Source organism: Enterobacter cloacae complex sp. IR53030, from assembly GCF_049238365.1.
GTDB classification, from domain to species: Bacteria; Pseudomonadota; Gammaproteobacteria; order Enterobacterales; family Enterobacteriaceae; genus Enterobacter; species Enterobacter kobei.
In genome coordinates this window covers 1-23,918 of the sequence record NZ_JBMKHA010000024.1, presented here as the reverse complement: position 1 = coordinate 23,918, position 23,918 = coordinate 1, and the positions used below count along the sequence as shown (strand labels likewise).

The following is a 23,918-nucleotide window of genomic DNA, read 5'->3' as shown; positions in this document are numbered from 1 at the left end:
AGCTATTCCGTCAAAAAGTAAGTGGATAAGGCGGGATAAAAAAGCCCGGTATCGCTACCGGGCTTGATGGAATGACTTAAAATTAAATCAGATTAATCTAGCCATTCGGTATGGAACACACCTTCTTTATCGGTGCGTTTATAGGTGTGCGCGCCGAAGTAGTCACGCTGTGCCTGAATCAGGTTGGCAGGCAGAACAGCAGCACGGTAACTGTCATAGTACGCCACGGCAGCGGAGAAGGTCGGAACCGGAATACCGTTCTGTACAGCGTAAGCAACCACATCACGCAGTGCCTGCTGATACTCATCGGCAATTTTCTTGAAGTACGGTGCAAGCAAAAGGTTAGCGATACCCGCGTTTTCCGCATAGGCATCGGTGATTTTCTGCAGGAACTGCGCACGAATGATGCAGCCCGCACGGAAGATCTTCGCGATTTCGCCGTAGTTCAGATCCCAGTTGTTTTCGTCAGACGCTGCACGCAACTGTGAGAAGCCCTGCGCGTAGGAAACGATTTTACCCAGGTACAGAGCGCGACGAACTTTCTCAACGAATTCCGCTTTGTCACCGGCTGGCTTAGCCTGTGGACCAGAAAGCACTTTGGATGCTGCAACGCGCTGCTCTTTCAGGGAAGAGATATAACGCGCGAAGACAGATTCGGTGATCAGAGACAGCGGCTCGCCCAAATCCAGAGAGCTTTGGCTGGTCCATTTACCGGTGCCTTTGTTCGCGGCTTCATCCAGAATGACATCGACCAGATATTTACCCTCTTCATCTTTCTTCGTGAAGATATCTTTGGTGATGTCGATCAGGTAGCTGTTCAGCTCGCCTTTGTTCCACTCGCTAAAGGTCTCAGCAAGTTCTTCGTTGGAGAGGTTCAGACCGCCTTTCAGCAGAGAATAGGCTTCTGCAATCAGCTGCATATCACCGTATTCGATGCCGTTGTGAACCATCTTCACATAATGACCTGCGCCGTCGGCACCGATGTAGGTAACGCATGGCTCACCGTCTTCAGCGACGGCAGCAATTTTGGTCAGGATCGGTGCAACCAGTTCGTAGGCTTCTTTCTGACCGCCAGGCATGATAGATGGGCCTTTCAGGGCTCCCTCTTCACCACCAGATACACCGGTACCGATGAAGTTAAAGCCTTCAGCAGAGAGTTCACGGTTACGACGGATGGTGTCCTGGAAGAAGGTATTACCGCCATCAATGATGATGTCGCCTTTATCCAGATAAGGTTTCAGAGAGTCGATCGCAGCATCGGTACCTGCGCCCGCTTTCACCATTAACAGGATACGACGAGGCGTTTCCAGGGACTCAACGAACTCTTTAACCGTATAGAAAGGAACCAGTTTCTTGCCTGGGTTTTCGGCAATCACTTCTTCAGTTTTTTCACGGGAGCGGTTGAAAACGGAGACGGTATAACCACGGCTTTCGATGTTGAGCGCCAGGTTGCGCCCCATCACTGCCATACCGACAACGCCGATCTGTTGCTTGGACATTACATACTCCTGTCAGGTGTGGATACCCCGCCGTAACAGAGCCGGCGGGTAAAGTGAAGAACATGTTAACTCAGGTTAGAGGCCAGAAGGTAGCAATAGATGTCTTCTTAAGAATGAACTTAATGGGTATAAAACCCTATTATTGGTGCATTAATATGCACCATCACGATGAAGAACGACTTTCACTGTTTTGAACAAAATTGCGATATCATTCCAAAGCGACCAGTTTTTGACGTACCAGGAATCAAAGTAGACGCGCGTATCGTAATCTACATCGTTACGACCACTTACCTGCCACAACCCCGTCATACCGGGCTTCGCCATCAGGTAATAGTCGACATTATCATCATAGCGTGGCAGCTCTTCCGATATAATGGGACGTGGACCCACCAGGCTCATTTGTCCTTTAAGAACATTGAATAACTGAGGCAGTTCATCCAGGCTTGTTTTCCGGATAAAGCGTCCAACGGAAGTGATTCGAGGATCATTCTTTAACTTAAAATCACGATCCCACTCTTCACGAGCGGCAGGATCTGAATCGAGAAGTTTTTGCAGGACTTCCTGGGAGTTCATCACCATCGAACGGAATTTGTAGCATGGAAATAGTTTGCCATGCCTACCGACGCGCATATGCCCATAGATTGCCGGTCCACCGTCGCGAGTGACCTTGTACCAAAGGTAAATAAGCAGTGGCGACGAGATAAAGATGATCAGTGAGGAACAAACGATATCGAACGTGCGCTTCAGGAAGCGAGAGGTTCGTTTTGCCAGATTATTATGGATCCGTAACAGCATCACTTCATGGCTGAAGATGAATGACATATCGGTATTATATAGCGGCAGTCCGCGCAGAGAAGGAATGACCGTCACCGATCGGCAATCCTTCTTAGACAGTTCTCGCAGCCAGTTCATCGTTTTATCGCTGTTTTCCATTTCAAAGGCAACGATGAAATGGATATCACCGGTTTTCTTCATCTCCCAAAGAATATTAGGGTCGCGCAGAACGGGCAATCCCTGCAGCATCGGTTCTGTTGATTCCTCGTCGAAAAATGCAACGACATCAAAACCTAGCATTTCTTCGCTCTGCAAAGCGAAATAAGCCTCTACAGCATTATTTCCGCTTCCAATAATGACGGTTTTTTTCTTCCAGATACCAAGACGATTCAGAAGGTGTTTGGTCATTGCTCTGAAGAATGGCAGCAAGATTAACGCAAAGGTCCAGCAAAAAACCCACACATATCGGGAAAATTGCCATTTAGAAAAGGCCACCAGGGCCAGATCAAAGACGGCAAAAATAACGATTGTGCGGATGATTTCTTTTAATTCGAACCAAAATGGTTTGCGATAAGAATAGTGCCGCAACCGAACCCAGAACCATCCCACGCAGATCACGCTTAGAACGACGTGGGAGATGATACGCATCTCCAGCTGATTGTCCGGAATAAACCGATACAGATCGTTAAAGATCCAGTACACACAGCCGATGGAAAGCGCGAGAGAGATATTAAAAAAAATAAAATCCGAGGCTGCCAAAAAAACCTTACATAGCAACGGGTTATATTTATTCAAAAAATTATCCGTATCCATGACAACACCTGAGATTAACGAGGATTAATATTAAATACAGGCATTGGCTCCTGATTTCTTTGGCATTCGAGATATTTTTTGGCAACGTCAATGGCTTCACGAATAGTCACATCCATATCCAGATAGCGATATGTGCCCAGGCGTCCAACAAACGTAGTATTGCTTAGCGCCTGAGCTTTATCCAGGTAACGGTTGAGCAACTCTTTTTCCTTTACCATACGTATTGGATAATAAGGAACGTCGTTTTCAGTGCATAAACGGCTGAACTCACGGTAGCACGTGGTATTTTCATGAGATTCCCACGGAGAAAAATGCTTATGCTCGGTGATACGTGTATAAGGAACGTCTTCTTCACAGTAGTTGATAACCGCGGTCCCTTGATAGTCGCCTTCAGCAGAGAATTTTTCGAAATCCAGGGTACGATAGCCAAGACGCCCTTCGCTAAAGTTAAAGTATCCATCAAGCGCACCAGACCAAAATACGTGCTGGTAGGCGTCGCCTTCATCCGCAGAAAACTCAGTATCGGTTCTCACCTCGATCAGTTCATGGTCGAGAATTTTTGCGACCATATCGGTATAGCCTTCTTTAGGCATACCCTGATATTTGTGGTTGAAGTAGTTATCATTGTAGTTAAAACGCAATGGGAGGCGTTTCAGAATGCTTGCCGGCAATTCAGTCGGTTCAACGCCCCACTGCTTACGCGTATAACCCCGGAAGAATGCTTCATAAAGCTCTCGGCCAATCATACTGATTGCCTGTTCTTCGAAATTCTGCGGGTCGACGATAGATTTATCTGCTTTAGATTCGATGAAGGCGCGAGCTTCATCCGGACGCAGCGTTTTATTGAAGAACTGGTTAATGGTGTGCAGATTAACAGGCAGCAGATAAACGTTGCCTTTGTACACAGCCTTTACACGGTTGGTGTAAGGCATAAATTCTGAATAATTATTTACGAAATCCCAGACTTCTTTATCATCCGTATGGAAGATATGGGGGCCGTAAACATGTAACATTACATTTGTCTGTGGATCACGTTCAGAATGGCAGTTACCGGCGATATGTGAGCGTTTATCAAAAACAACTGATGATATTCCTTGCTCAGCTAACAGCCTCGCGATAACGGCCCCAGAGATACCTGCACCAACAATAGCGACTGTCATTTTGTTCCCCAAAAATGTCGTTTTAATAATCCAAAACCTTTCAAAAACAAGTTCTCACCATCAATATTGACCACCGGCATATATTTTATGGTCAGCCGATCGCGCTGATGATGAAGCCATACGTTGAAAAGTCTTTCTGCCATAAAGCCAAATACGCGTTTTTGGTACGCATCATAATTTTGGTAATCTATTTTTTGTTCCAGCGCGAACAGCAGCGGGAAGAGCCAGGCAAAATACTCGTCAATCAATGATTTTTTACAGACGAACATGTTGTAAAGGCTGATTTTGGTTCCGCCCATAACATGGTCAAAATCGGAGACATAATCAGGCTGCTGCAAAACAATTTCGTGACGCAGTTGAGTATAGTCGGACTCATGGTGAGCGTGGATATAATGGCTTTTAATACTGGTGATGAAATAGTTGCGTGGTTTTGCTACCAGAATATCAGCACTTTTGAGCATATCCGCCATCTCTTCTGGAGACGCAATACGCTTGCCCTTTACCGTTAGGTTGCTCGTGGAGGAGGCAAAATAGCGACGATAGTGTGCAAGGCCAACAACCTCTTCCTGAACGTTTTTCCAAATCCAATAGGCTGCGGTGAGTTCACAAAAGGATGGATTCAGATGGGCGATGTTGTCTCCGGTAGAGTCTCTCAACGATTTTTCAGCAATAGATTCCGGAGATGTTCCCACTTGCAATGGTGTATAAGCATTATGTGGAGGGAATGTATATACTTTGTGACTAACTGTAAATATTTTAAGAGGCATCAGTGATTCCTTTTATCAGAAAATAAAACAACTGGCCTCAATATTTTTTCAATAGCATATAAACCAATCGAATATTTTGATGCAATAGATAATATTTTAAACTTAAAGTTGGAAAAACTTTTTATAATTTCCCAAAGAGTTAATTTATTAAACTCTTGATTAATCACCCTTCTGTATTTTGCCCGTTTAAGAGAGTTATCAATACGAACCAGGCTTACAACACATGACTGAGATAAATTTACGAATGCAGTAGAGTAGAAGATAAAATCAATTTCACCTCGTTCATACCTTCCTCTCAATAAACTCACAGCTTCAAATAATTCGAATTGTTTTTCTGCAGATATAGTTGTAATGGAACCGGATCTTTTCCGATAGCCATACAAAGGAGAGTCAATAAAAGCAACGACACTTGCATGTTGTGTGATGTATGGAGACGTATATACATCTTCATATATGACACCAATCGGAAATCTATTGTTATCATAAATTTTTCGTTTAGCCACTCGCGCCCACGCAAAATTAGGCATCCGAGCCAACTTTTCACGACCAGCGTACTCAATTGTAACATTCTCGACACATTGAGCGAGTTCTTTCATAGCATTGCTATTAAAAAACTTTATGAAATTGAAATATACAACATCTGAATTATTAAATTTCAAGGCATTACTAAGTGCTTCAATTAAAACTGGACTGACTACATCGTCGGAGTCTACAAAAATAACATATTCCCCTATGGCATGCTGTAGACCATAATTTCTTGCGTCAGAAAGCCCACCATTTTCCTTATTGAGACATTGGAAACCAGGATTCGTCCAGCAAAAATGTTCGGCTATGTCTCTTGAATTGTCAGTAGAACCATCATTCACCAATATACATTCGCATTGATCTGTCATTATTTTTTTTATGGAATCAAGGCATTCTTCTAAAAACAACTCAACATTATAAATAGGAACAATAATTGAAAATTTTATATAGTTATCCATTTCTTGCAATTAACCCTTTGGATTACAAAACAGTAGAAAATTATGAATATAGTAAAGACAGTAAATTTTGCAGTGAAGAAATAATACCAATCTGACATAATACTTATTTGAATGATGAAATAATAATACTTAATCACAATAAAAGCGAAGAAAAGGTCTTTCATCATTATTGCATTTCTCATCAACCATGAGCCAAAACCGGCGACAAAGCCGAAAATAATCGCTACGATCGGTCCTAATGCGCTACCAAAGAAAAAGTTATAGTTTGCAGGGGCACCCATTGTAAATCTTACACCATTCTCTAAAAATCTACTAAATACGTCAGGTGGCGTAATTTGTTGCATAAGATAATACATACCATAAATATTGTCATTACTACCCACGCCAAAAGCGTTGCGTAATATCCACATTAAACTTAGGTCAGGGTTTACCGTGTCTGTTACCGAATCGATTGCCCACCAAACCTGTGCTTGTAATGCTATCCTTTCAAGTAAATAGCGTATCCCATCGGTAGGATTACCATAGATTGCGGCATAACTTAGATATGTAGAGAGAATAAAGATAATTAAGACCATTAATACAAAGATAAAAATCTTTGGCTTAAATAACATTGTGATCAAATCATTTCTGGAATAATACATTATAGGTATCATAAAAAATAATATTGATAACGAAGGCCCCGTAAATTTTTCACCTCCAATGAATTGCATAAATATCGAGGCGATAAGTAATGTCAGGTATTTTTTATGTTTTGTTTCCGTATATTTAATACCTAAGAGAAAAGAAAACTGGAGCAACATAAATTGCAGATATCGCCCCCAGGATGGGGCTACCGTATCCCAATATTCAAAACGATCAATGCCATTCGAGTTTGGAGTTCCATATCTTAAATATAAAAATGCAAGACCTATAAAAGAACCAATCATTATAATTTGAATGGCGGAATTTAGCGTTTTATTTACTACTCTATCCATTGTGTATGTAGGCTGGAGTATTTTATTAAGTGCTCCTGTAAACAAGATCGCACTTAATAAGAAAGCTAACGCTGTAAAGCCAACTCGAACTGTTGCTCCACTTAACTTCCCAAACATTCTAATTTCAGAGAGATACGCACCACTTTCAACAATCGCGCAACATATAATCCCTACACTCATGCTGTATATCATTATGATATTAAGCACTGACTCTTCTTTTTTACTTCTTATATATAATGAGATTATCAAAAACCATGAAATTATGAATGTAATATTCAAAAACCATGATTCAATACCAATAACATTTAAACACCAAATTAGAAATGAAAAAATAAAAACAATAAAAATGGGCATATTAGCGCTCACTTACAAAACATTTAGAATCTCGGTCAAACTCATGCGAGGACTTGAATACTTTTCGAATAACGACTCCTGCATAGCTGAACAGCTGACTTTAGTATCTAGTTTGTCAAATCGTAGTCTGAATGTTGGAACTCGATAAATTATATTTAGTAAAATAAGAGATGTGCTGTTGAAGCCAAGTACGGCGCGGCAATTGCGCTCGTCAAAACAAAGTTCTACCGGTGTCAATGTGTCAAATACTTTGACTCCCATATTTTTATAGAAATGCAAATCTTCTGAAGGATGTGCTTTTACTATTAATTTAGCCCCTAATGCATTCAAAACATTTATTAGTTGCGTTAGAAAACCCTCGTATTCTTTATTATTTAGAACACCAAGTTTAACCCAAGGCTGCGTTAACAAAAGGAAATATTCACTTGTAGCCATCTCTTTCGGCTCGCAGTGATCTTTGATAAAGTTAATAATATGTTTATTTGGTTCTTGACCATAAAAGAGTTTCCATATTTCGTTAGCAAGAAACCCTCTTTTAACGAATTTGTAGATACATGCGTATAGATAGGCTTTCATCAGATTAGGGCTTCGCTCACGCATATAGACTTTTGCCATGGCATCAACGCCATTCACCGAACCGATCCCTTCATCAATAACAACATTAGAGATAGATGAGGTAAAATTGCGTAACCGCATTAAAATAGCTGGTTTAATACCTACGGAACCGATGAATATATGAACGATTTTTTTGTAAGAACCGGCACGTACAATTTCACCCTGTTCAACAAACTCAACCTTTCCTAACCATTTTTCAATTACAGCTGGATCAATTTTACTACTTGATAAGAATCTTTTGTTATTTTCGTAGCATAGTTTGAAATCTGCAGCATGCTCCGTTTTTAACTTATGGATATAAGAGGAAACGTATACCAAATGACTTTCATTCAGCACTCCAGAAATAAATATTAAATTGGTCATTTTACCCTGTCTTGCAAAATTTAAATTTTGCCAGGAATAGTATTATTATGCCTATAAGTTGACTTATAGCTATCCCAAGCGATGAATAAAGAGAACCCAAAATAAACATTAAAAGTACTGAAATACAAAATGCAACAACACTAGATGTGATTATGGCCTTATCATTGTTTTTTGCATATAACTCAAAATGATACACTAGAGATATACAATAAATTATTGAACCCGATAAGAGCACATAAAATAAAGGTAAAGAATTTAAAAAATCTTTTTTCCCAGAAAGCTCAGAAAGTAACGGCACACACAAAATTAGAATAAATGATATAATGACACTAGTTAAAATCAGATATTTAAGGAATTTACTCTTCGTACTAGTAAACCTTTCTTTGTTTCCGTCTTTAGCATATTTTACTAATCTCGGATAGAAGAGCATTACAACGCCAGCATCAACGAATGCCATTATTGATGAAGAAAAACTGGAAAAATAGGAATATATCCCAACTATCTCTTTGCTATCGTATATACCAAGAATATATCTGTCAGCTGTGAATATACCTCGTAGCGAAAGCGTGGAAATTAGCAATGGTAAGCATACTTTCATGCCTTCAATAATCCACCTCCAATTAATTTCGGATTTGAGTATCAATGGCAATGGGATTTTCTTTAAAATTATGCTAATAAAAAATAAACTTACAATTTCTGCTGAAATCCAAAAACACCAGATGTAATTAAAATCAATATGACCATTGATGATAACAAAAAGTATATAAATATATACCCAAAGCCCATTGCGAATAAAGAACTGGATGTTTGCGCTTAATGGATGCTCATATATTACCAGTAGTCGCATGACTTCTTGCGAGCAATGCTCAAGGATAATTAGTGCGACGAACACGATAGCTAAATTTATCCATGGTGGAGAAATAACAAAAGCCATCAATAAGCAAGAGATCAATAAGAAATAGTGTAAAAAATAAAGAGAGAACTGGTTTTTTAGGTATGAAGCTTGTTTTATTTCTGGCGCGCCAATTATTTTTCGTGAAGAATAGGTATAAAAATCAAATCCCAATAAATAGCCTACATAGCTAACCCCAGCAACCACTAAGGCATATTCACCTAAGTTCGACAAGTCATAATAATGGCTAATAAATATTATGAGGATAAACTTACTGGCTAATGCCCCCCCTCTTAAAGAGAGGGGGAAAAGCTTATTAAAAATAGCTCGCATAAAAAAGATTCTAATTTTCAATAAATTTGAATTGAAGAGGTGTCCCTTTTTTAAGATCTTGACCTGCAACCTTTCCAAGGACCTCTTCATAGTGCTTTGGCGCTAAACCAAACCCAGGACGAATGCTCTTAACATTTTCACTGGTCAGTTTTTCACCTTTTTTTACATCCTTCACTACATAAAGTGAACGACGGAACTTAACATTTCCTTTTTCACTCTCTTTACGTTCATAGTTAACGCGTCCCAGCGCTTTCCAGGCTGTTTTTGCATCTCGGCACAACGCAGTTAATTCCGCAGGTTCTAATGAAAAACTATCATCAGGTCCCCCGCCGTTACGATCGAGCGTGACATGCTTTTCAATCACACATGCACCAAGTACGACTGAAGCTACTGCAGTCGTGTTATCTATAGTGTGATCGGATAGGCCTGCTATAACACCAAACCGTTCTGCCATATCGGGTATCGTTGCAAGATTGTATTCTTCCGCAGGAGCTGGATAACCACTAACACATTGCAGAACAACTAGCTCTTTACAGCCCCCTTCTCGTGCGGCAGTTATCGCTTCAAGGATTTCTTGTTCATCGGCCATTCCGGTTGAAATTATCATCGGCTTGCCGGTCTTTGCGACATACTTAATCAGCGGTATATCAATAGCTTCAAAGGAGGCTATTTTATATGCTGGAGCGCCCAGTTCCTCAAGCAGATCGACGGCGGTAAAATCAAAAGGACTACTGAAAATGGTTATCCCCAGCTCTTTCGCCTTTTCAAACAAGGGCTTATGCCATTCCCATGGCATTTGGGCACCTTTATACAAATTGAATAGCGTTTGGCCATCCCATAAACCACCATGGATCTGAAAGTCCTCAGTATCACAATCGATGGTGATGGTATCCGCGCGATAAGTCTGTAATTTTATCGCATCCGCACCTGCAGCTTTTGCCTCTTCCATAATCTTAAACGCGCGATTAATATCACCATTATGGTTCGCAGAAAGTTCTGCAATAATATACGGTGGAAAATCTTTCCCAATCTGGCGGCCGTCAATAGAAATGCTACTCATTTTTTACCTCAAAATACATTTTAATTAAAACGTTCAGATAATAACTTCATATTGGGAGAAGATCTTCGAATACTTATCTTTCAAACCCTGACGGATAGCTTCCCATCCTTCTTTCGTCAGCCCCAAAAAATGAACACCTAGCCTTTCGCCATTTTTTAAGATGTTCGATTCTCTGAAACCTTCTTTTTTAAAACCAAACTTCTCATGTAACCGAACAACAGCATCATTGTGCTCAATAACTTCACAGTTTAGTTTACTGAGTTTGAGTTCGTTGAAAACATAATCAATAACAAAGAATTCAAGCACTGCGCCAACACCGGACCGCGCAGTTGCAGTAAGATAGTACGCCCAATCGGCTTTTTGATGCGTATTATCAATGGCATTTACGCTGACAACACCTACGGGCTCTTCGTTTTCGATAACCACAAAAACAATATTCCTATTGTCCGTATTCAATCGTGTGAGCCAATTGTCATGTTCTTCTGTCGAAATGACGTGATCGGTATACATCCATTTTCTTACCTGCTCTTCATTCCTGATAAGACGAACGCTTTCCTGGACATCTTTGGAGGTCTGAACAATATTAACTAAATTTAATTTTTTAACGTTCGAATTAGTCATAGTTCTTCCTTAAATATTAACCTACATTTTACATAAAGACGTAACTACGCGTTGCAATCCTGCACCGTCGCACAACGCGAAAGACCTGGCTACCAGATCTTGATATTCATCCTGCAACTTACGCCAGGCGGCCGCTAAATCCTCTTCAGAAAAATTAGTATCGCTGAATACAATGAAGCCTTTATCGATGAGCTTTTCAACTATAACTAACTGATTTTCAGCAATGGCCAAGTTGATTGTAGGCAGTCCTAAAACAGCTCTTTCCCAGGTCGTACTCCCTAAAGCTCCAATTGCGATATCATTTTCGAGCATTACCTGAGGCATGTTATTGATATTTATTAATACCTCAACATTAAACTTACACTCTTTGGCGATACGTTTTATTTCATCTTTATGGGGACAGCTTGCGCCCAGGACAACCGTAATCAGATCTATTTGCGTATCAATACTATTAGATATCTTTTTAAGAAGCGTGCCAGTGATATTATTTATATCAACGCCGCCCATAGTAATTAATACCTTACGGGGCGAAGCAATATTTTTACGTTTTTCAACTGCCAGAGCACGCAGCTGAGCAAAATCTTCTCTAAGCAACGCGTAGTCAGTACCTGTTAATAAAATACATTCTGGTGAAACAAACGGTTCATACTCCGCGCTTTGTCTTTCTATCGTCGAATCAATTAAAAAGTAACATTCATGTTTTCTGTTACATAAATCATCAATTACAACGATTTTTGCTTCAGGGAAATGAGATTGGAAAATTCTTTCCCACGACTCATCCAAGGAATAATGATCCGTTATCAACGCATCCGGAGCAAAGTTGTTGGAATTGCAAAGGTTTATGGACTTGATTGCATCATCGCGTTGCGTTCCACCTAGCCAAAATTTTTCATTTTGGATATATTCTTCACTGGAATCAGGTTCTGTAGGAAGAATAAACACGTCAAACGATCGTGATTTAATAAATTCTATTAGATTCCCGGGATGTGCTTTGGTGATGAAAACACAATGTGCCCCTTTTTTCCTTAATGCATCCGCGAGGGTAAGGCAACGAACAACATGTCCTGAGCCAATGGAAAGAGAGGCATCGACCCTAAAAGCGATTTTCATCTTTGACTCTGTTAATCTTAAACATCAGCTCGGCTAAACGCCAGTCTTCCAGCGTATCAATGTCCTGTACACGTTCTCTGGGTAAAACCAGTGGAGTTGCATGTGATTTAAAAACAGCTTTCTCCGACAACCACGCATCAATGTTTCCCCAGTAGAATTGGCCTGCATCATGCCATGCCTCAACTAAATCCTGAGATCGGACGTTAAACTGTTCTGGGTCAAACATGCTGATTTGGTCATCATCGTTGATTTTCAACGCGCGCTGAATGGGGTAAGGAAAGCTCGTAACAGAAAAACAATAATCGCTATTCTTTTTCTTGATAAGATCTAAACCTTTCTCTAAATCTTCGGCTTGTATAAAAGGCGCGGTTGCATATATACAACAAACATAATTAGGTTTAGCACCTTGAGATAAAAGCCAGTCAGCGGCATGATGAATAACAGGGATCGTACCCGCATAGTCATTCGACAACTCGGCTGGGCGCATAAAAGGCACTTCCGCGCCATACTCACGCGCAACCTCAGCAATCTCTTCATCATCTGTTGACACAATGATTCGATCAAAGACGCCGCTCTTCAGAGCGGCTTCAATAGACCAGGCAATCATTGGTTTCCCACAAAATTCTTTAATGTTTTTGCGTGGAATACGTTTACTGCCACCACGCGCAGGGATGATTGCCACATTCATTTAAAAGAACTCCCGGATGCATTCGATGACGTAATCCTGCTCTTCATCTGTCAACGTGGAGTACATAGGAATGCTAATTGCACGCGCGTAGTAATCCTCCGCTACCGGGTAATCCCCTGCTTTGTGCCCTAACTGCTCATAGTACGGTTGAGTGTGAACGGGAATGTAGTGCACGTTAACACCAATCCCTTTTTCACGCAGGTGATCGAATAATGGCTTACGCATGGCAGGATCGTTTACCGTTAACGGGTAAAGATGAAATGCACTGTAGCCACTTTCAGCTTGCAGAGGTGTCATCACGGGAATGCCATCAAACGCAGTATGGTAACGTTTTGCGAGTTCATGACGGCGCGCTACAAATCCATCGATACGCTTAAGTTGGGTCACCCCCAGTGCAGCCTGCAGTTCGGTCATGCGGTAGTTCAAACCAAGATCAACCTGCTGGTAGTACCAACCACCTTCAGACGCTTTGGTCATTTTATCGCCGTCACGCGTAATACCGTGGCTGCGGAAAAGCTGCATGCTTTCAGCCAGTGCGTCATTGTTCGTCAGCGCCATACCGCCTTCCGCCGTGGTGATGATCTTAACCGGGTGGAAGCTCAGAATAGTGATATCAGCAAAACGAGAATTGCCAATTTTGGCACCCTGGTAGTTGCCGCCGATGGCATGTGATGCATCTTCAATAATGGCAAAACCATACTCTTTCGAAAGCTGATGGATCGCTTCCATATCGCATGACTGTCCAGCAAACGCTACCGGCACAACGATTTTAGGTAATTTGCCTTCAGCTCTCGCCGCAATGAGTTTGGTTTTCAGCGCTGCAACGCTCATGTTGTAAGTCTGCGGATCGATATCCACAAAGCTTACATTTGCATCGCAATAGAGCCCACAGTTCGCCGAAGCCACGAAGGTGTTAGGCGATGTCCACAGCCAGTCACCTTTTTTCAGCCCCAGTGCAAGGCATGCAATATGAAGTGCAGACGTTGCACTGTTTACCGCAACGGCGTGCTTAACGCCGACGTAATCAGCGATGGCCTGCTCGAACTGTGGAACACATGGCCCCTGAGTCAAGAAATCAGACTTCAGTACGCCCACAACTGCATTGATATCTTCATCAGAGATATCCTGCCGTCCATAGGGGATAAATTTCATCAGATATTGCCTACTTTTTCACGATTATCATCAATCCATTGACGCAGCTCTTCAATGCTCATCCATTCTGCATTGCTATCACTTTCGTAAACGAAGCCTTCAGGAACGCGCTTGCCATCTTTAATACGTTCTGGAGAATCGCACCAGTTATGGATTGCAGGCAGAATTTTGAAGTGTTCAGGATACTCATAGGTGTAGTGCGCATCTTCAGCACTAATCATTTGCTCATGCAGTTTTTCACCAGGACGAATACCAATCACTTTCTGAGCAGCATCTGGTGCAACGGCTGTTGCAACATCAGTCACTTTCATTGAGGGGATTTTCTTAACGTAGATCTCGCCGCCTTCCATATCATTGAAGGCATGCCATACCAGCTCAACGCCCTGCTCCAGGGTGATCATGAAGCGTGTCATGCGGTCATCAGTGATTGGCAGCTCACCCTTGTCTTTGATGGACAGGAAGAAAGGAATAACGGAACCACGGGAACCCATCACGTTACCGTAACGAACGACGGCAAAGCGGGTTTTGGTGGCGCCAGAATAAGAGTTACCGGCGACAAATAGTTTGTCAGAGGCCAGCTTAGTTGCACCGTACAGGTTTGCTGGGCTGCTTGCTTTGTCGGTAGACAGTGCAACCACGCGCTCAATACCTTTATCAATACAGGCATCGATAACGTTCATTGCGCCATTAATGTTGGTTTTTACACATTCGAATGGGTTGTATTCTGCGGTAGGTACGATTTTAGTAGCTGCAGCATGCACCACGAAATCAACACCATCCAGCGCACGGTACAGACGATCTTTGTCACGCACATCCCCAATGAAGAAGCGGATACGACTTTCATCTTTGAAATGTTTAGCCATTTCCCACTGTTTCATTTCATCACGTGAATAAATAATAATCTTCTTAGGATTATATTTTTCAAGCGTCATGCGAACAAACTTATTGCCAAAAGAACCCGTGCCGCCAGTTACCAGAATCGTTTTATTATCAAACATGTTTTTTCACCAGAAAATATCAACATATAGGTTGCTACAATTGAAGAGATTGTAACCCAGGCCCGCAAGGGCATTTCCCCACGCTACCGCCCCTGGCTTTACAGCTACCAGTGCACTGAGAATAATCAAGACGTGTGAGTCTTTACGATCAAAACCAGAAAGATCGCTTACCGGACCAATCGCAAATGTGGTGACAATTGTCGTCCTAATTGAAAGTAGAAACAAGCAAAAATCGTTAAGTAAAGAAACAAAACGACATACTATAACTGTCTGTAATGAATCATTTTTTATAAAAAAAAACGACAGCACCCACTCACCAGGACTATACCGCCCATATGAGGGGTTGCTGTCGTTCATCGATATTCGACCCACGCAATAAAATGCGTATCAGTCGTTGGCCAGCAGCTTCTCAATCCGGCTTCTGAACTTCGCCCCTTCCTTCAGGTTACGCAGCCCATAGTTCACAAACGCCTGCATATACCCCATTTTCTTACCGCAGTCATAGCTGTCACCCGTCATCAGCATGGCATCCACAGACTGCTTCTTCGCCAGCTCAGCAATCGCGTCAGTCAGCTGAATACGGTCCCAGGCGCCTGGCTCGGTTTTTTCCAGTTCCGCCCAGATATCGGCATTCAGAACATAACGACCCACCGCCATCAGGTCGGAGTCCAGCGTCTGCGGCTGATCCGGCTTTTCGATGAACTCAACGATGCGGCTCACCTGCCCTTCCGTCTCCAGCGCTTCTTTCGTCTGAATCACAGAGTACTCAGAAAGATCGCCCTTCATGCGTTTCGCCAGCACCTGGCTGCGACCGGTTTCGTTGAAACGCGCCACCATGGCCGCCAGGTTGTAGCGCAGCGGATCGGCAGACGCGGTATCAATGATGATGTCCGGAAGAACAACGATGAACGGGTTATCACCGACGACCGGACGGGCACACAGGATGGAGTGGCCCAGCCCCAGCGGCTGCGCCTGGCGCACGTTCATGATGGTCACGCCAGGTGGACAAATAGATTGCACTTCCGCCAGCAGCTGGCGTTTGACGCGCTGCTCAAGCAACGCTTCGAGTTCGTAAGAGGTGTCGAAGTGGTTTTCAACCGCATTCTTGGACGAGTGCGTAACCAGGACGATTTCTTTGATCCCTGCAGCAACAATCTCGTCGACGATGTATTGAATCATCGGTTTGTCGACGATCGGCAGCATTTCTTTAGGAATGGCTTTTGTGGCTGGCAACATATGCATGCCCAGGCCTGCTACCGGAATGACTGCTTTCAAATTAATCATTGTTTCTTCCACCTTAAAATGGTTGACGAATTATAGCTCTTAAACCTGTTTTCGCCAGCATGATTTGCCGTAATCCTGAGGTAATGTTACGCCCCAGCATCACAAATTTCTGTAGTTGTAATCTGATTCGATCGCGCTTATGTGCCAGGAATAGTCTCAAAAAAGACGATCGTCGATTATTTGCGCGGAAGTGCAAAGTTAAGCCTTTCCACATTCACCACCTGCTGGTCCACCCGGTCAATATCCACCGAGCTCTGCCCCTTCTCATTCACCGCTTTTATGTTCGCCAGTGACAGCAGGGTCTCATCTTTGGCCATAAATTTGCCCCGCACATCCTTACGTAAGTCAAAGTTTATCTTCAGCGCAGGACCGGTAGCAGCCTCCTGCATCACGTTGATATTACGTAAGAACAGATGCTGCGGCTTATTGTGCAGCTCAAACGTCGCGCGCTTCATCTCGACGTTGGTGATCGCCACAAAGGAGGTGGCATTGCCGGATGATATTTGGATTCCGCGCAGCTTATACGCAAGCTGGCGATTATCCAGATGAATATTGTTTAGCTTGAAGTTCTGGGGAATGGACAAATAATCGCCTTTAATGACCCCATAGCCAATTAGCATTCCGGCATTATTGACCATATCGACATTATCAATAATGAAATTATCACAGCCATAAATAGCTACCGTGGCGTTATCTATTCCCGCCTTTTTACTGAAGTCGGGGGTAATATTTTCGGCCTTTATATTGCGGATAACAAAGTGTTTACCGTTTTCAACATGTACCAGCTGGCGACAGTTGCTGCCGGTGATGTTGGCCACCACGAAGTTCTTAACGGTCTGTTTTTCAGGATAGTCGTTGTCGTAGGTGCTCCCGGCGAGGCCAATACCGATACCCCAGTTGATCTTGCCGTTGGTGCAGTTGATGTTGTCGATGACGTGATCGGAGATCAGGATATTGCGGTCATTGATCGCCACATTCCACTCAATCGCATCGCCCTGCAGGTGGCTGAATTTGCTGTTGGTAATACGGGCCCCATCGATCTGGTTATGAAAACCCTGACGCAGGATAGCGTAGTTAGCCTGGCTCACGCTGATATTATCAATCAGCAAATTGCGCATCACTTTGGGTTTCTTACCGCCAATGTAGATCTGCGTTACCGGGCCAAACCCACTCATTGCCAGCCCTTTAATCACACAATCTGAGCCACGAACGTCGAGCGTAATGTTCTCCGTGCGCCCTGCCCCTTCGCCAATGACCTTGCAGCCTTCCTGCAGAACAAAGCGGCCGCGCCCGTTGCCGGTTAACGCCCCGCGGATCAGCAGCGTTTTACCGTCAGGAATGAAAATGCCCGTATTGATGTTTTCGCAGGTGAGTCCCGGCGGGACAACGACGATGTCACCCTCTTTAAACGCCTGCTTAAAGGCAGCGATCCAGTCGTTGTTATTGTACTGATTAACAGAGACCGTCTTTCCGCCTGCCGCCCGCGCGAGGCGGGACGACAGCAGCGGCGTGGCCGCCAGAACGGACAGAGAAGAGACAAAAGTGCGTCGGGTAATCGTTTTCAGCATACAACCTCGGCGTTACAGCGTTTGCAGCAGGCTCGCTAACTGGCGATTTATCACCTGCTGGTTAAAATCGGTTTCTACTTTTTGTCTGGCATTGTGAAGCACGGGCTCCAGCGCCTGCTGGTCGATGTCGCTGAAGGCCGCTAACCGGTCAGCAAGGGCCATCGCGTTATTCTCCGGCACCAGCCAGCCGGAATGGTCAGATTTAATCAGCTCCGGGATCCCGCTGTGCAGGGTCGATACCACCGGAATACCCACGGCCATAGCCTCCATCAGCGCCACCGGAATGCCTTCCATGTCACCATCGGCGCCCGTCACGGAGGGCAGCAGGAACACGTCCGCCTCATCGAGCATGGCCTTAACTTCATGGCTCGGCTTAAAGCCCGGCATCTCCACGACATCGTCCAGCTGATACTGTTCGATAAGCGTGCGCAGACGACGTTCCCACGGCCCAATGCCGAGAATGCGATAGTGGAACGCCACCCCGCGCGCTTTTAGCTGACGGCAGGCCTCAATGGCCACATGCAGACCTTTCTTTTCGGTCAGACGTGCCACAGAGATGATCTGTAGCGGTTTTCCCGGCACCTTCACCGGACGACGCGTAAAGCGCGTTAAATCGACGCCCATGCGCGAAACGGCAATCTTCTCACCCGGGCAGCCCATACTTTTCAGGCGTCCGGCCCACAGGTCGCTGATGGGCAGCATCATATCACCGCGGCGGAAAAGCTGCTGATACTCTGGCGTATAGTGGTTCAACACTTCACGGCTTGAGATGTCGATTCCGTGGAAAATAGTCGCAATCTTGCCGTCTATTACCCCCAGTTCGCGCAGCTTCGCGGCAGTGACCCCCGCCGGGCCGAAGTGGGCGATAAACACATCGGCACGATACGGCTGCGCCGTTTGCCCGCAGATGGCCGACAGGATCAGATTGCGAGATTCGGACCCATAGCGGGAAACATTCAGCGCCCGCCAGGTCTGCGGCCGATGGATCCCGCGTAAGGTCTGGCTGGCCCGGTGGCGCAGCTTGCTCAACTTCTCGGAAGGCTCATCCTGCAGCCAGCGGGTTTTCGCCTCCAGCCCATACTGGGTATAGGCCGCATGGGTGTTTTGGGTATCGCCCTTTTGCAGGGCGATAATCTCCACGTCATATCCCATATCGATAAACGCGGTAATTTGGTTCAGCACAAAGGTCTCGGACGACAGCGGAAATTTCAGTAAGAAGAAACCAACCTTCATTTCCCCTCCCGTACGCGGTCGAGTACCGATTTCACCATGCCAATGCCCTTCTCGCGCTCGGCTTTCACCGCCACGGCCAGCCGTTCGTTGATGGCGGGCAGTTGACCCAGCGTGTCCCCCGCCATCGCACCAAGCGAACCATCCAGCAGATGACGGATATCCACGGCCATTTCCGGCATGCCAAGCTGCTGCATAATCCCGGCGGATTTGTGTTCGTAGTTAATGGCGATGGCCGGCGTACCGAAGTTCATGGAGATAATGGCCGAATGCAGGCGGGTGCCGATGGTCAGGTCACAGGCGCCGAGCAGCTTGCCCATTTCAAGGTCGTTCAGCTCATCCATCACAACGTGATAACGGGACGGATCGTTAACCAGGTTGCGCAGGTTCAGCGCCACCATGCGGTCATCTTTGTTGTAGCTGTCGATGCCGGTACAGGTGGAAAGCGCCAGTACCTGATAACCGCTGTCCAGCACGCGGTTCACCACGTCGGCAAAGGCTTTCTCATACGCCGCCTGGGTGGTGCCTAGCCGTTTATCAAAGGGAGCCAGTTCACGCAGCGTGATGGCGACCGTTTTTTGTTTTGCCGCCACGTCCAGCCAGTGCTGTACCGCGTAGCTTGCCTGGAAGCTGTCATCCTGATGATCCACCAGCCAGGCGGTGTCCACGCCGTGTTCTACTTTAGACGTGTCAATTTCGCTGCGCTTCATCATATCCAGACTCACCGACTCACGCAGGATCAGCGCGTCGCAGTGCCCAAAGACATAGTTCGCCAGCTGGTTAAACTGCGGATCCTGGAAAGGTCCGACGCTGTGGCCAATCATAAACAACGGCTTTTTGGCCATAAACGTGCAGAGCGCATGTTCAAACTGCGGTACGCCGTAGAGATCGACGAAGAACGAACCGCCAACCTGAATAATCGCGTCGTAGCCGGACAGCAGCCGCACGAAATCGGTAAAGCCCTGCGCAATCGCAATGTTGCGCAGCTTGCCGGTATCCGTCACGCGGGAAAGTAGCACCTGGTGCTGGTAGCGACGACGCAGGACTTTCTTGACCCGCCCCATCACGCCTGCGGCGTTGTTATGCTGTTTCATCTGGCTGTAGAGCGGGTCACCCATTACCGGGCGGTTCAGTAGCCAGGATGAGCTGACCGGATAACGGCTCATCACGTCCACTTCGGTCTCAGGCTTAAGGGTGTTAATTGCATCCAGTAAACCGCGCAGGATGGCGCTGTCGCCACGGTTGCCGCAGGTATGGTTGCCAAGAATTAATAATTTCATAATGGCCTCTTAAATAACTAGCCTGCGCGAAGCAGCGTTTTCATTTTTTCGTTACGGCAAAACTGGCGCTTCATTTCGACCACCAGCGCATTGCGTGACAGCACAATCATCACGCCAAATGCCAGCGCGCCGGCGGCCACCTGCACCGCCAGCAGTGCGGCCAGCGGCAGATGGCCGCGAAGGATAATGCCCAGACCGTAGCTCACAGCCAGGGTTGGCAGTGAGAGGTAAAACGGCAGCCACAGACTCAAAATGTACTGACGGTAGCTGGAGCCCAGCACCGGCTTAATCATGATGAAGTAGCTCAGAACGGTATTGACTACCTGCACCAGCAGGAAGCCCAGCGTGACGCCGATGGCGCCCGCCATATGGCCACCGACGATAATTGCCGGAATAAACAGGAAGGTTTTGAACACGTTGAACTTGAAGCTGATATCCACCCGTGCCTTCGCCATCAGCAGCGAACCAATCGGATTCCCCACGGAGCGCAGCAGCCCCACCACGCAGAGCAATTGCAGGATCGGGATAATGCCGTTCCACTTCTCGCCAAACACCAGCGGTACGAAGTTGCTCGAGACCACCATCAACCCCAGCAGCACCGGGAAGTTGATGATCCCTACCACGGACAGCAGCTTGTAAAAATTAACGCGCAGCTTTTCGGTATCGTCCTGAATCTTGGCAAACGCCGGGAACAGGACGCGGGTGATAATCGGGTTCAGCTTCATCGGCGGTACAACCGCAACGTTATAGGCCAGGTTGTAGCCCCCCGCGACGCTCGCCCCAAGAATACGTGCCAGCACCAGTGTTGAGAGGTTGGTATTCACGTAGTTAATGATGCTGTCCGCCGTCAGCCACGCGCCAAAGCGCAGGTTAGACGAGACGGACGCGAGAGAGAAATGCAGCCCCGGGCGATAAATTTTGCGGCCAAAATAGCCAAACAGCAGCGTACGCACGGCGGAGTTGACCAGGTAACCGAGGATGGCCGTCATCGCCAGCGGCCAGAAATGGGCGCTGACCACGGTGAAGGTAAAGCCCGCCAGCACGGCGCTGGTTTCGATCATGCCGATTTTGTTGAACTCCAGCTCTTTCTGCATCAGCGCGCGGAACTGCTGCCCGTGTGGGATCACCACGAAGGCAAAGGACAATGTGCGCATCAGCGGGGCGAGATCCGGGTTGTGTAGCACGCTGGCGATAGTACCGCTCAGCAGAAAGACCAGCACAAATACGAAAATACCCAGCCCCACATTCAGCCAGTAGAGCGTGGTCAGCTCCAGATGGCTGATCTCTTTACGCTGGATAATCGAGTTGGCGATACCAAAGTCCGACAGCGTGTCGGCCAGCGCAATAATCACCAGCGAGACGGTCAGCAGGCCGAACTGGTGATTATCAATAATGCGCGCCAGCACCGTCATCTGCACCAGACCGAGGCCAATGATGACGATGGTCGCCATCGCTGACCACTTGGCGCCGCTGATGGTTTTTTCACGTAAGCTCATCTTAGTACGCCGCTTTGTTCACGAAGCCTTTGAAAATGGTCAGAAAAACAATCTTGATATCGAACCAGAGGCTCCACTCGCGGATGTACTCCAGATCGAACTCGATGCGTTTTTCCATTTTTTCCAGCGTATCGGTTTCACCGCGCCAGCCGTTGATCTGTGCCCAGCCGGTGATGCCCGGCTTCACCTTATGGCGCAGCATGTAGCCTTCAATCAGCGAGCGGTACTGCTCGTTGTGCGCCACGGCGTGCGGACGGGGGCCAACAATCGACATGCCGCCGGTAAAGACATTGATAAACTGCGGCAGCTCGTCCAGCGAGGTGCGACGCAGGAAGTTACCTACACGGGTGACGCGCGGATCGTTCTGCGTCGCCTGGGTGACCACCTTGTCGTTCTCCATCACCTTCATAGAGCGGAATTTCCAGACCATGATCGGCTTACCGTCCATGCCGTAGCGGGTCTGACGGAAAATGACCGGGCCGGGGGAGCTCAGCTTCACCGCCAGAGCGATGCAGCACAGTACCGGGGAGATGAGGAGTAAAATCAGCGAAGAGAGCACGATATCTTCCACGCGCTTGAGCACGCGGTTAATGCCCGACAACGGCGTATCGTACAGCGGTACCACCGGCACGCCGTTCACCTCTTCAATACGGGAATGCAGAATGTTGAAGGTAAACACATCCGGGATGAGGATCACCGAGCAGGTGGTATCCGCCAGCTCGCGCATCAGCTGCTTAATGCGGGATTCGTCTTTCATCTGCATGGCGATATAAACGTTGTGAATTTTTCCGGCTTTAGCGTCTTCAATCAGTTGGGCGTAATTCCCCGCCCAGTCCGACGGCACGCCGCCCGGTTTCGCGTCGTGATAAATGCCCACCACTTCAAACCCTAACCACGGCTCTTTGCGGAAGCTCTCGAGCAGAACCCTTCCAACCGGTAAATCCCCTGCTACCGCCACAAAGCGACGGTTATAGCCGCGGTTACGCAGCCAGCCCGCGCCAAAGCGGATCAGGGAGCGGCACACCACCATGCCGACGCTGGTCAGCAGATACCAGCTGAGATAGGTCACGAGGCGATTATCGAAATCATGGCTGAACGCTACCAGGCCCGCGCTGAAGATCAGACTCAGGGTCCAGTTCTGCAGCAACAGCATCAGTTCGGTAGTCATTTTCACGCCGCGCCACGAGCGGTAGAAATCGGTCATCCCGCCGATCATCTGAAACACGACCAACGCAATCAGCGCCATCAGCAGATGCATATATAAAAACGGCAGCCCGCCGATCCGACACACCGCCCACAGTCCGCCGACCATGATGGTGATATCAGAAAAACGCTGCACCATAGAGATTAACGATGCATTCGTTCTCGCTCGTTCGCGTTTTTTTAGATTCGTCATCGTTGTTCCTGTATTCGGTTTCCCCTCCCGCCGGGAGGGGCAATTGTTACTGATTCAACAGCGCCAGAATGTCCTTCGTTCGGGCTTCCATCAGCGCCGTATCCGCGCGGGATTCCACGTTCAGGCGTACCACCGGCTCGGTATTGGAGGAGCGCAGGTTAAAGCGCCACTGTGGAAACGCCATGCTGATGCCGTCGGTGCGGTCAACTTCCAGCGCGTGAATGGCAAAGTGTTGCTCCACGCGGGCAATCGCCTCGGCGGGCTGCGCCAGCTTGCTGTTGATCTCCCCGCTCGCCGGGAACGCCGCCATGCGGTCGCGCACCAGTTCACCCAGCGTTTTCCCTTTCAGACACAGGAGTTCAGTCACCAGCAGCCACGGGATCATCCCGCTGTCGCAGTAGGCAAAATCACGGAAGTAGTGGTGGGCGCTCATCTCGCCTGTGTAGAGACATTAAAGTTGTATCCTTTAACCTGAAAAAGACTTTAAAGTTGTAAAGTTTTAAAAAAA

General features: G+C 46.3%; 20 protein-coding genes and 1 pseudogene. All 21 read right to left on the bottom strand.

Going from position 1 to position 23,918, the window contains the following annotated elements; all coding sequences use genetic code 11:
* Positions 1–92: 92 nt before the first annotated feature.
* Positions 93–1,499 (bottom strand): NADP-dependent phosphogluconate dehydrogenase, encoded by a 1,407-nt coding sequence (gene gndA / locus ACOTXR_RS20475; protein WP_047625678.1) that lies wholly within the window; start codon positions 1,497–1,499, stop codon positions 93–95.
* A gap of 150 nt (positions 1,500–1,649) precedes the next feature.
* A complete protein-coding gene (locus ACOTXR_RS20470) occupies positions 1,650–3,086 on the bottom strand; it encodes an undecaprenyl-phosphate galactose phosphotransferase (protein ID WP_047625679.1) in 1,437 nt (478 codons plus the stop codon).
* A gap of 14 nt (positions 3,087–3,100) precedes the next feature.
* Entirely contained in the window at positions 3,101–4,246 is a 1,146-nt protein-coding gene (glf, locus tag ACOTXR_RS20465) for a UDP-galactopyranose mutase (protein ID WP_047625680.1), read from the bottom strand.
* The gene (locus ACOTXR_RS20460; protein WP_047625681.1) at positions 4,243–5,013 is read right to left on the bottom strand and encodes a DUF4422 domain-containing protein; all 771 of its coding nucleotides are present in this window, start codon (positions 5,011–5,013) and stop codon (positions 4,243–4,245) included. Before ACOTXR_RS20460 ends, glf begins: the two co-directional genes overlap by 4 nt.
* Complete coding sequence (locus ACOTXR_RS20455; RefSeq protein ID WP_052192618.1) at positions 5,013–5,996, bottom strand: glycosyltransferase family 2 protein; 984 nt, start codon at positions 5,994–5,996, stop codon at positions 5,013–5,015. The genes ACOTXR_RS20460 and ACOTXR_RS20455 overlap by 1 nt, the downstream gene beginning before the upstream one ends.
* Entirely contained in the window at positions 5,981–7,150 is a 1,170-nt protein-coding gene (locus ACOTXR_RS20450) for a DUF6418 domain-containing protein (RefSeq protein ID WP_127341162.1), read from the bottom strand. Before ACOTXR_RS20450 ends, ACOTXR_RS20455 begins: the two co-directional genes overlap by 16 nt.
* Before the next feature lie 186 nt (positions 7,151–7,336).
* Entirely contained in the window at positions 7,337–8,302 is a 966-nt protein-coding gene (locus ACOTXR_RS20445) for a polysialyltransferase family glycosyltransferase (RefSeq protein ID WP_078310369.1), read from the bottom strand.
* Between the two features lies 1 nt (position 8,303).
* Positions 8,304–9,527: a lipopolysaccharide biosynthesis protein gene (locus ACOTXR_RS20440; RefSeq protein WP_127341154.1), complete on the bottom strand. Its 1,224-nt coding sequence runs from the start codon at positions 9,525–9,527 to the stop codon at positions 8,304–8,306.
* Between the two features lie 10 nt (positions 9,528–9,537).
* Positions 9,538–10,587 carry a pseudaminic acid synthase gene (gene pseI / locus ACOTXR_RS20435; protein ID WP_058691068.1) on the bottom strand — a complete coding sequence of 350 codons (1,050 nt, stop codon included), beginning with the start codon at positions 10,585–10,587 and terminating at the stop codon, positions 9,538–9,540.
* A gap of 33 nt (positions 10,588–10,620) precedes the next feature.
* Positions 10,621–11,208, bottom strand: coding sequence for a UDP-4-amino-4,6-dideoxy-N-acetyl-beta-L-altrosamine N-acetyltransferase (gene pseH / locus ACOTXR_RS20430; RefSeq protein WP_058691069.1), 588 nt, complete (start codon positions 11,206–11,208; stop codon positions 10,621–10,623).
* A 21-nt stretch (positions 11,209–11,229) separates the two neighbouring features.
* Positions 11,230–12,318: a UDP-2,4-diacetamido-2,4,6-trideoxy-beta-L-altropyranose hydrolase gene (pseG, locus tag ACOTXR_RS20425; RefSeq protein WP_058691070.1), complete on the bottom strand. Its 1,089-nt coding sequence runs from the start codon at positions 12,316–12,318 to the stop codon at positions 11,230–11,232.
* Positions 12,302–13,006 (bottom strand): pseudaminic acid cytidylyltransferase, encoded by a 705-nt coding sequence (pseF, locus tag ACOTXR_RS20420; protein ID WP_047625688.1) that lies wholly within the window; start codon positions 13,004–13,006, stop codon positions 12,302–12,304. Before pseF ends, pseG begins: the two co-directional genes overlap by 17 nt.
* Entirely contained in the window at positions 13,007–14,158 is a 1,152-nt protein-coding gene (gene pseC, locus ACOTXR_RS20415) for a UDP-4-amino-4,6-dideoxy-N-acetyl-beta-L-altrosamine transaminase (protein WP_047625689.1), read from the bottom strand. It lies immediately after the preceding gene.
* On the bottom strand, positions 14,158–15,156 hold the full coding sequence (gene pseB / locus ACOTXR_RS20410) for a UDP-N-acetylglucosamine 4,6-dehydratase (inverting) (protein WP_047625690.1): 999 nt from the start codon (positions 15,154–15,156) through the stop codon (positions 14,158–14,160). The genes pseC and pseB overlap by 1 nt, the downstream gene beginning before the upstream one ends.
* 387 nt (positions 15,157–15,543) lie before the next feature.
* A complete protein-coding gene (gene galF, locus ACOTXR_RS20405; RefSeq protein WP_032636058.1) occupies positions 15,544–16,440 on the bottom strand; it encodes a GalU regulator GalF in 897 nt (298 codons plus the stop codon).
* A gap of 176 nt (positions 16,441–16,616) precedes the next feature.
* Positions 16,617–18,008: a colanic acid biosynthesis protein WcaM gene (gene wcaM, locus ACOTXR_RS20400; RefSeq protein WP_421767072.1), complete on the bottom strand. Its 1,392-nt coding sequence runs from the start codon at positions 18,006–18,008 to the stop codon at positions 16,617–16,619.
* Positions 18,009–18,020: 12 nt separating this feature from the next.
* The gene (wcaL, locus tag ACOTXR_RS20395) at positions 18,021–19,241 is read right to left on the bottom strand and encodes a colanic acid biosynthesis glycosyltransferase WcaL (protein WP_058691072.1); all 1,221 of its coding nucleotides are present in this window, start codon (positions 19,239–19,241) and stop codon (positions 18,021–18,023) included.
* A complete protein-coding gene (wcaK, locus tag ACOTXR_RS20390; protein WP_058691073.1) occupies positions 19,238–20,518 on the bottom strand; it encodes a colanic acid biosynthesis pyruvyl transferase WcaK in 1,281 nt (426 codons plus the stop codon). The genes wcaL and wcaK overlap by 4 nt, the downstream gene beginning before the upstream one ends.
* Before the next feature lie 17 nt (positions 20,519–20,535).
* Positions 20,536–22,014 (bottom strand): colanic acid undecaprenyl disphosphate flippase WzxC, encoded by a 1,479-nt coding sequence (gene wzxC / locus ACOTXR_RS20385; RefSeq protein WP_014884495.1) that lies wholly within the window; start codon positions 22,012–22,014, stop codon positions 20,536–20,538.
* Between the two features lies 1 nt (position 22,015).
* Entirely contained in the window at positions 22,016–23,410 is a 1,395-nt protein-coding gene (gene wcaJ / locus ACOTXR_RS20380; RefSeq protein WP_058691074.1) for an undecaprenyl-phosphate glucose phosphotransferase, read from the bottom strand.
* Positions 23,411–23,456: 46 nt separating this feature from the next.
* Positions 23,457–23,858: pseudogene (locus ACOTXR_RS20375) on the bottom strand (phosphomannomutase CpsG); the annotation flags it as partial.
* Between the last annotated feature and the right edge of the window lie 60 nt (positions 23,859–23,918).

Excerpts from the sequence above, each read along its gene's own strand:
- ACOTXR_RS20440 (WP_127341154.1), bottom strand. The coding sequence starts at position 9,527 with ATGCGAGCTATTTTTAATAAGCTTTTCCCCCTCTCTTTAAGAGGGGGG.
- pseF (WP_047625688.1), bottom strand. The coding sequence starts at position 13,006 with ATGAATGTGGCAATCATCCCTGCGCGTGGTGGCAGTAAACGTATTCCA.
- wcaK (WP_058691073.1), bottom strand. The coding sequence starts at position 20,518 with ATGAAATTATTAATTCTTGGCAACCATACCTGCGGCAACCGTGGCGAC.
- ACOTXR_RS20470 (WP_047625679.1), bottom strand. The coding sequence starts at position 3,086 with ATGGATACGGATAATTTTTTGAATAAATATAACCCGTTGCTATGTAAG.
- wcaL (WP_058691072.1), bottom strand. The coding sequence starts at position 19,241 with ATGAAGGTTGGTTTCTTCTTACTGAAATTTCCGCTGTCGTCCGAGACC.
- pseB (WP_047625690.1), bottom strand. The coding sequence starts at position 15,156 with ATGTTTGATAATAAAACGATTCTGGTAACTGGCGGCACGGGTTCTTTT.
- ACOTXR_RS20445 (WP_078310369.1), bottom strand. The coding sequence starts at position 8,302 with ATGACCAATTTAATATTTATTTCTGGAGTGCTGAATGAAAGTCATTTG.
- wcaJ (WP_058691074.1), bottom strand. The coding sequence starts at position 23,410 with ATGACGAATCTAAAAAAACGCGAACGAGCGAGAACGAATGCATCGTTA.
- pseI (WP_058691068.1), bottom strand. The coding sequence starts at position 10,587 with ATGAGTAGCATTTCTATTGACGGCCGCCAGATTGGGAAAGATTTTCCA.
- wcaM (WP_421767072.1), bottom strand. The coding sequence starts at position 18,008 with ATGCTGAAAACGATTACCCGACGCACTTTTGTCTCTTCTCTGTCCGTT.
- gndA (WP_047625678.1), bottom strand. The coding sequence starts at position 1,499 with ATGTCCAAGCAACAGATCGGCGTTGTCGGTATGGCAGTGATGGGGCGC.
- glf (WP_047625680.1), bottom strand. The coding sequence starts at position 4,246 with ATGACAGTCGCTATTGTTGGTGCAGGTATCTCTGGGGCCGTTATCGCG.
- wzxC (WP_014884495.1), bottom strand. The coding sequence starts at position 22,014 with ATGAGCTTACGTGAAAAAACCATCAGCGGCGCCAAGTGGTCAGCGATG.
- pseH (WP_058691069.1), bottom strand. The coding sequence starts at position 11,208 with ATGACTAATTCGAACGTTAAAAAATTAAATTTAGTTAATATTGTTCAG.
- ACOTXR_RS20455 (WP_052192618.1), bottom strand. The coding sequence starts at position 5,996 with ATGGATAACTATATAAAATTTTCAATTATTGTTCCTATTTATAATGTT.
- pseC (WP_047625689.1), bottom strand. The coding sequence starts at position 14,158 with ATGAAATTTATCCCCTATGGACGGCAGGATATCTCTGATGAAGATATC.
- galF (WP_032636058.1), bottom strand. The coding sequence starts at position 16,440 with ATGATTAATTTGAAAGCAGTCATTCCGGTAGCAGGCCTGGGCATGCAT.
- pseG (WP_058691070.1), bottom strand. The coding sequence starts at position 12,318 with ATGAAAATCGCTTTTAGGGTCGATGCCTCTCTTTCCATTGGCTCAGGA.
- ACOTXR_RS20450 (WP_127341162.1), bottom strand. The coding sequence starts at position 7,150 with ATGAGTGTAGGGATTATATGTTGCGCGATTGTTGAAAGTGGTGCGTAT.
- ACOTXR_RS20460 (WP_047625681.1), bottom strand. The coding sequence starts at position 5,013 with ATGCCTCTTAAAATATTTACAGTTAGTCACAAAGTATATACATTCCCT.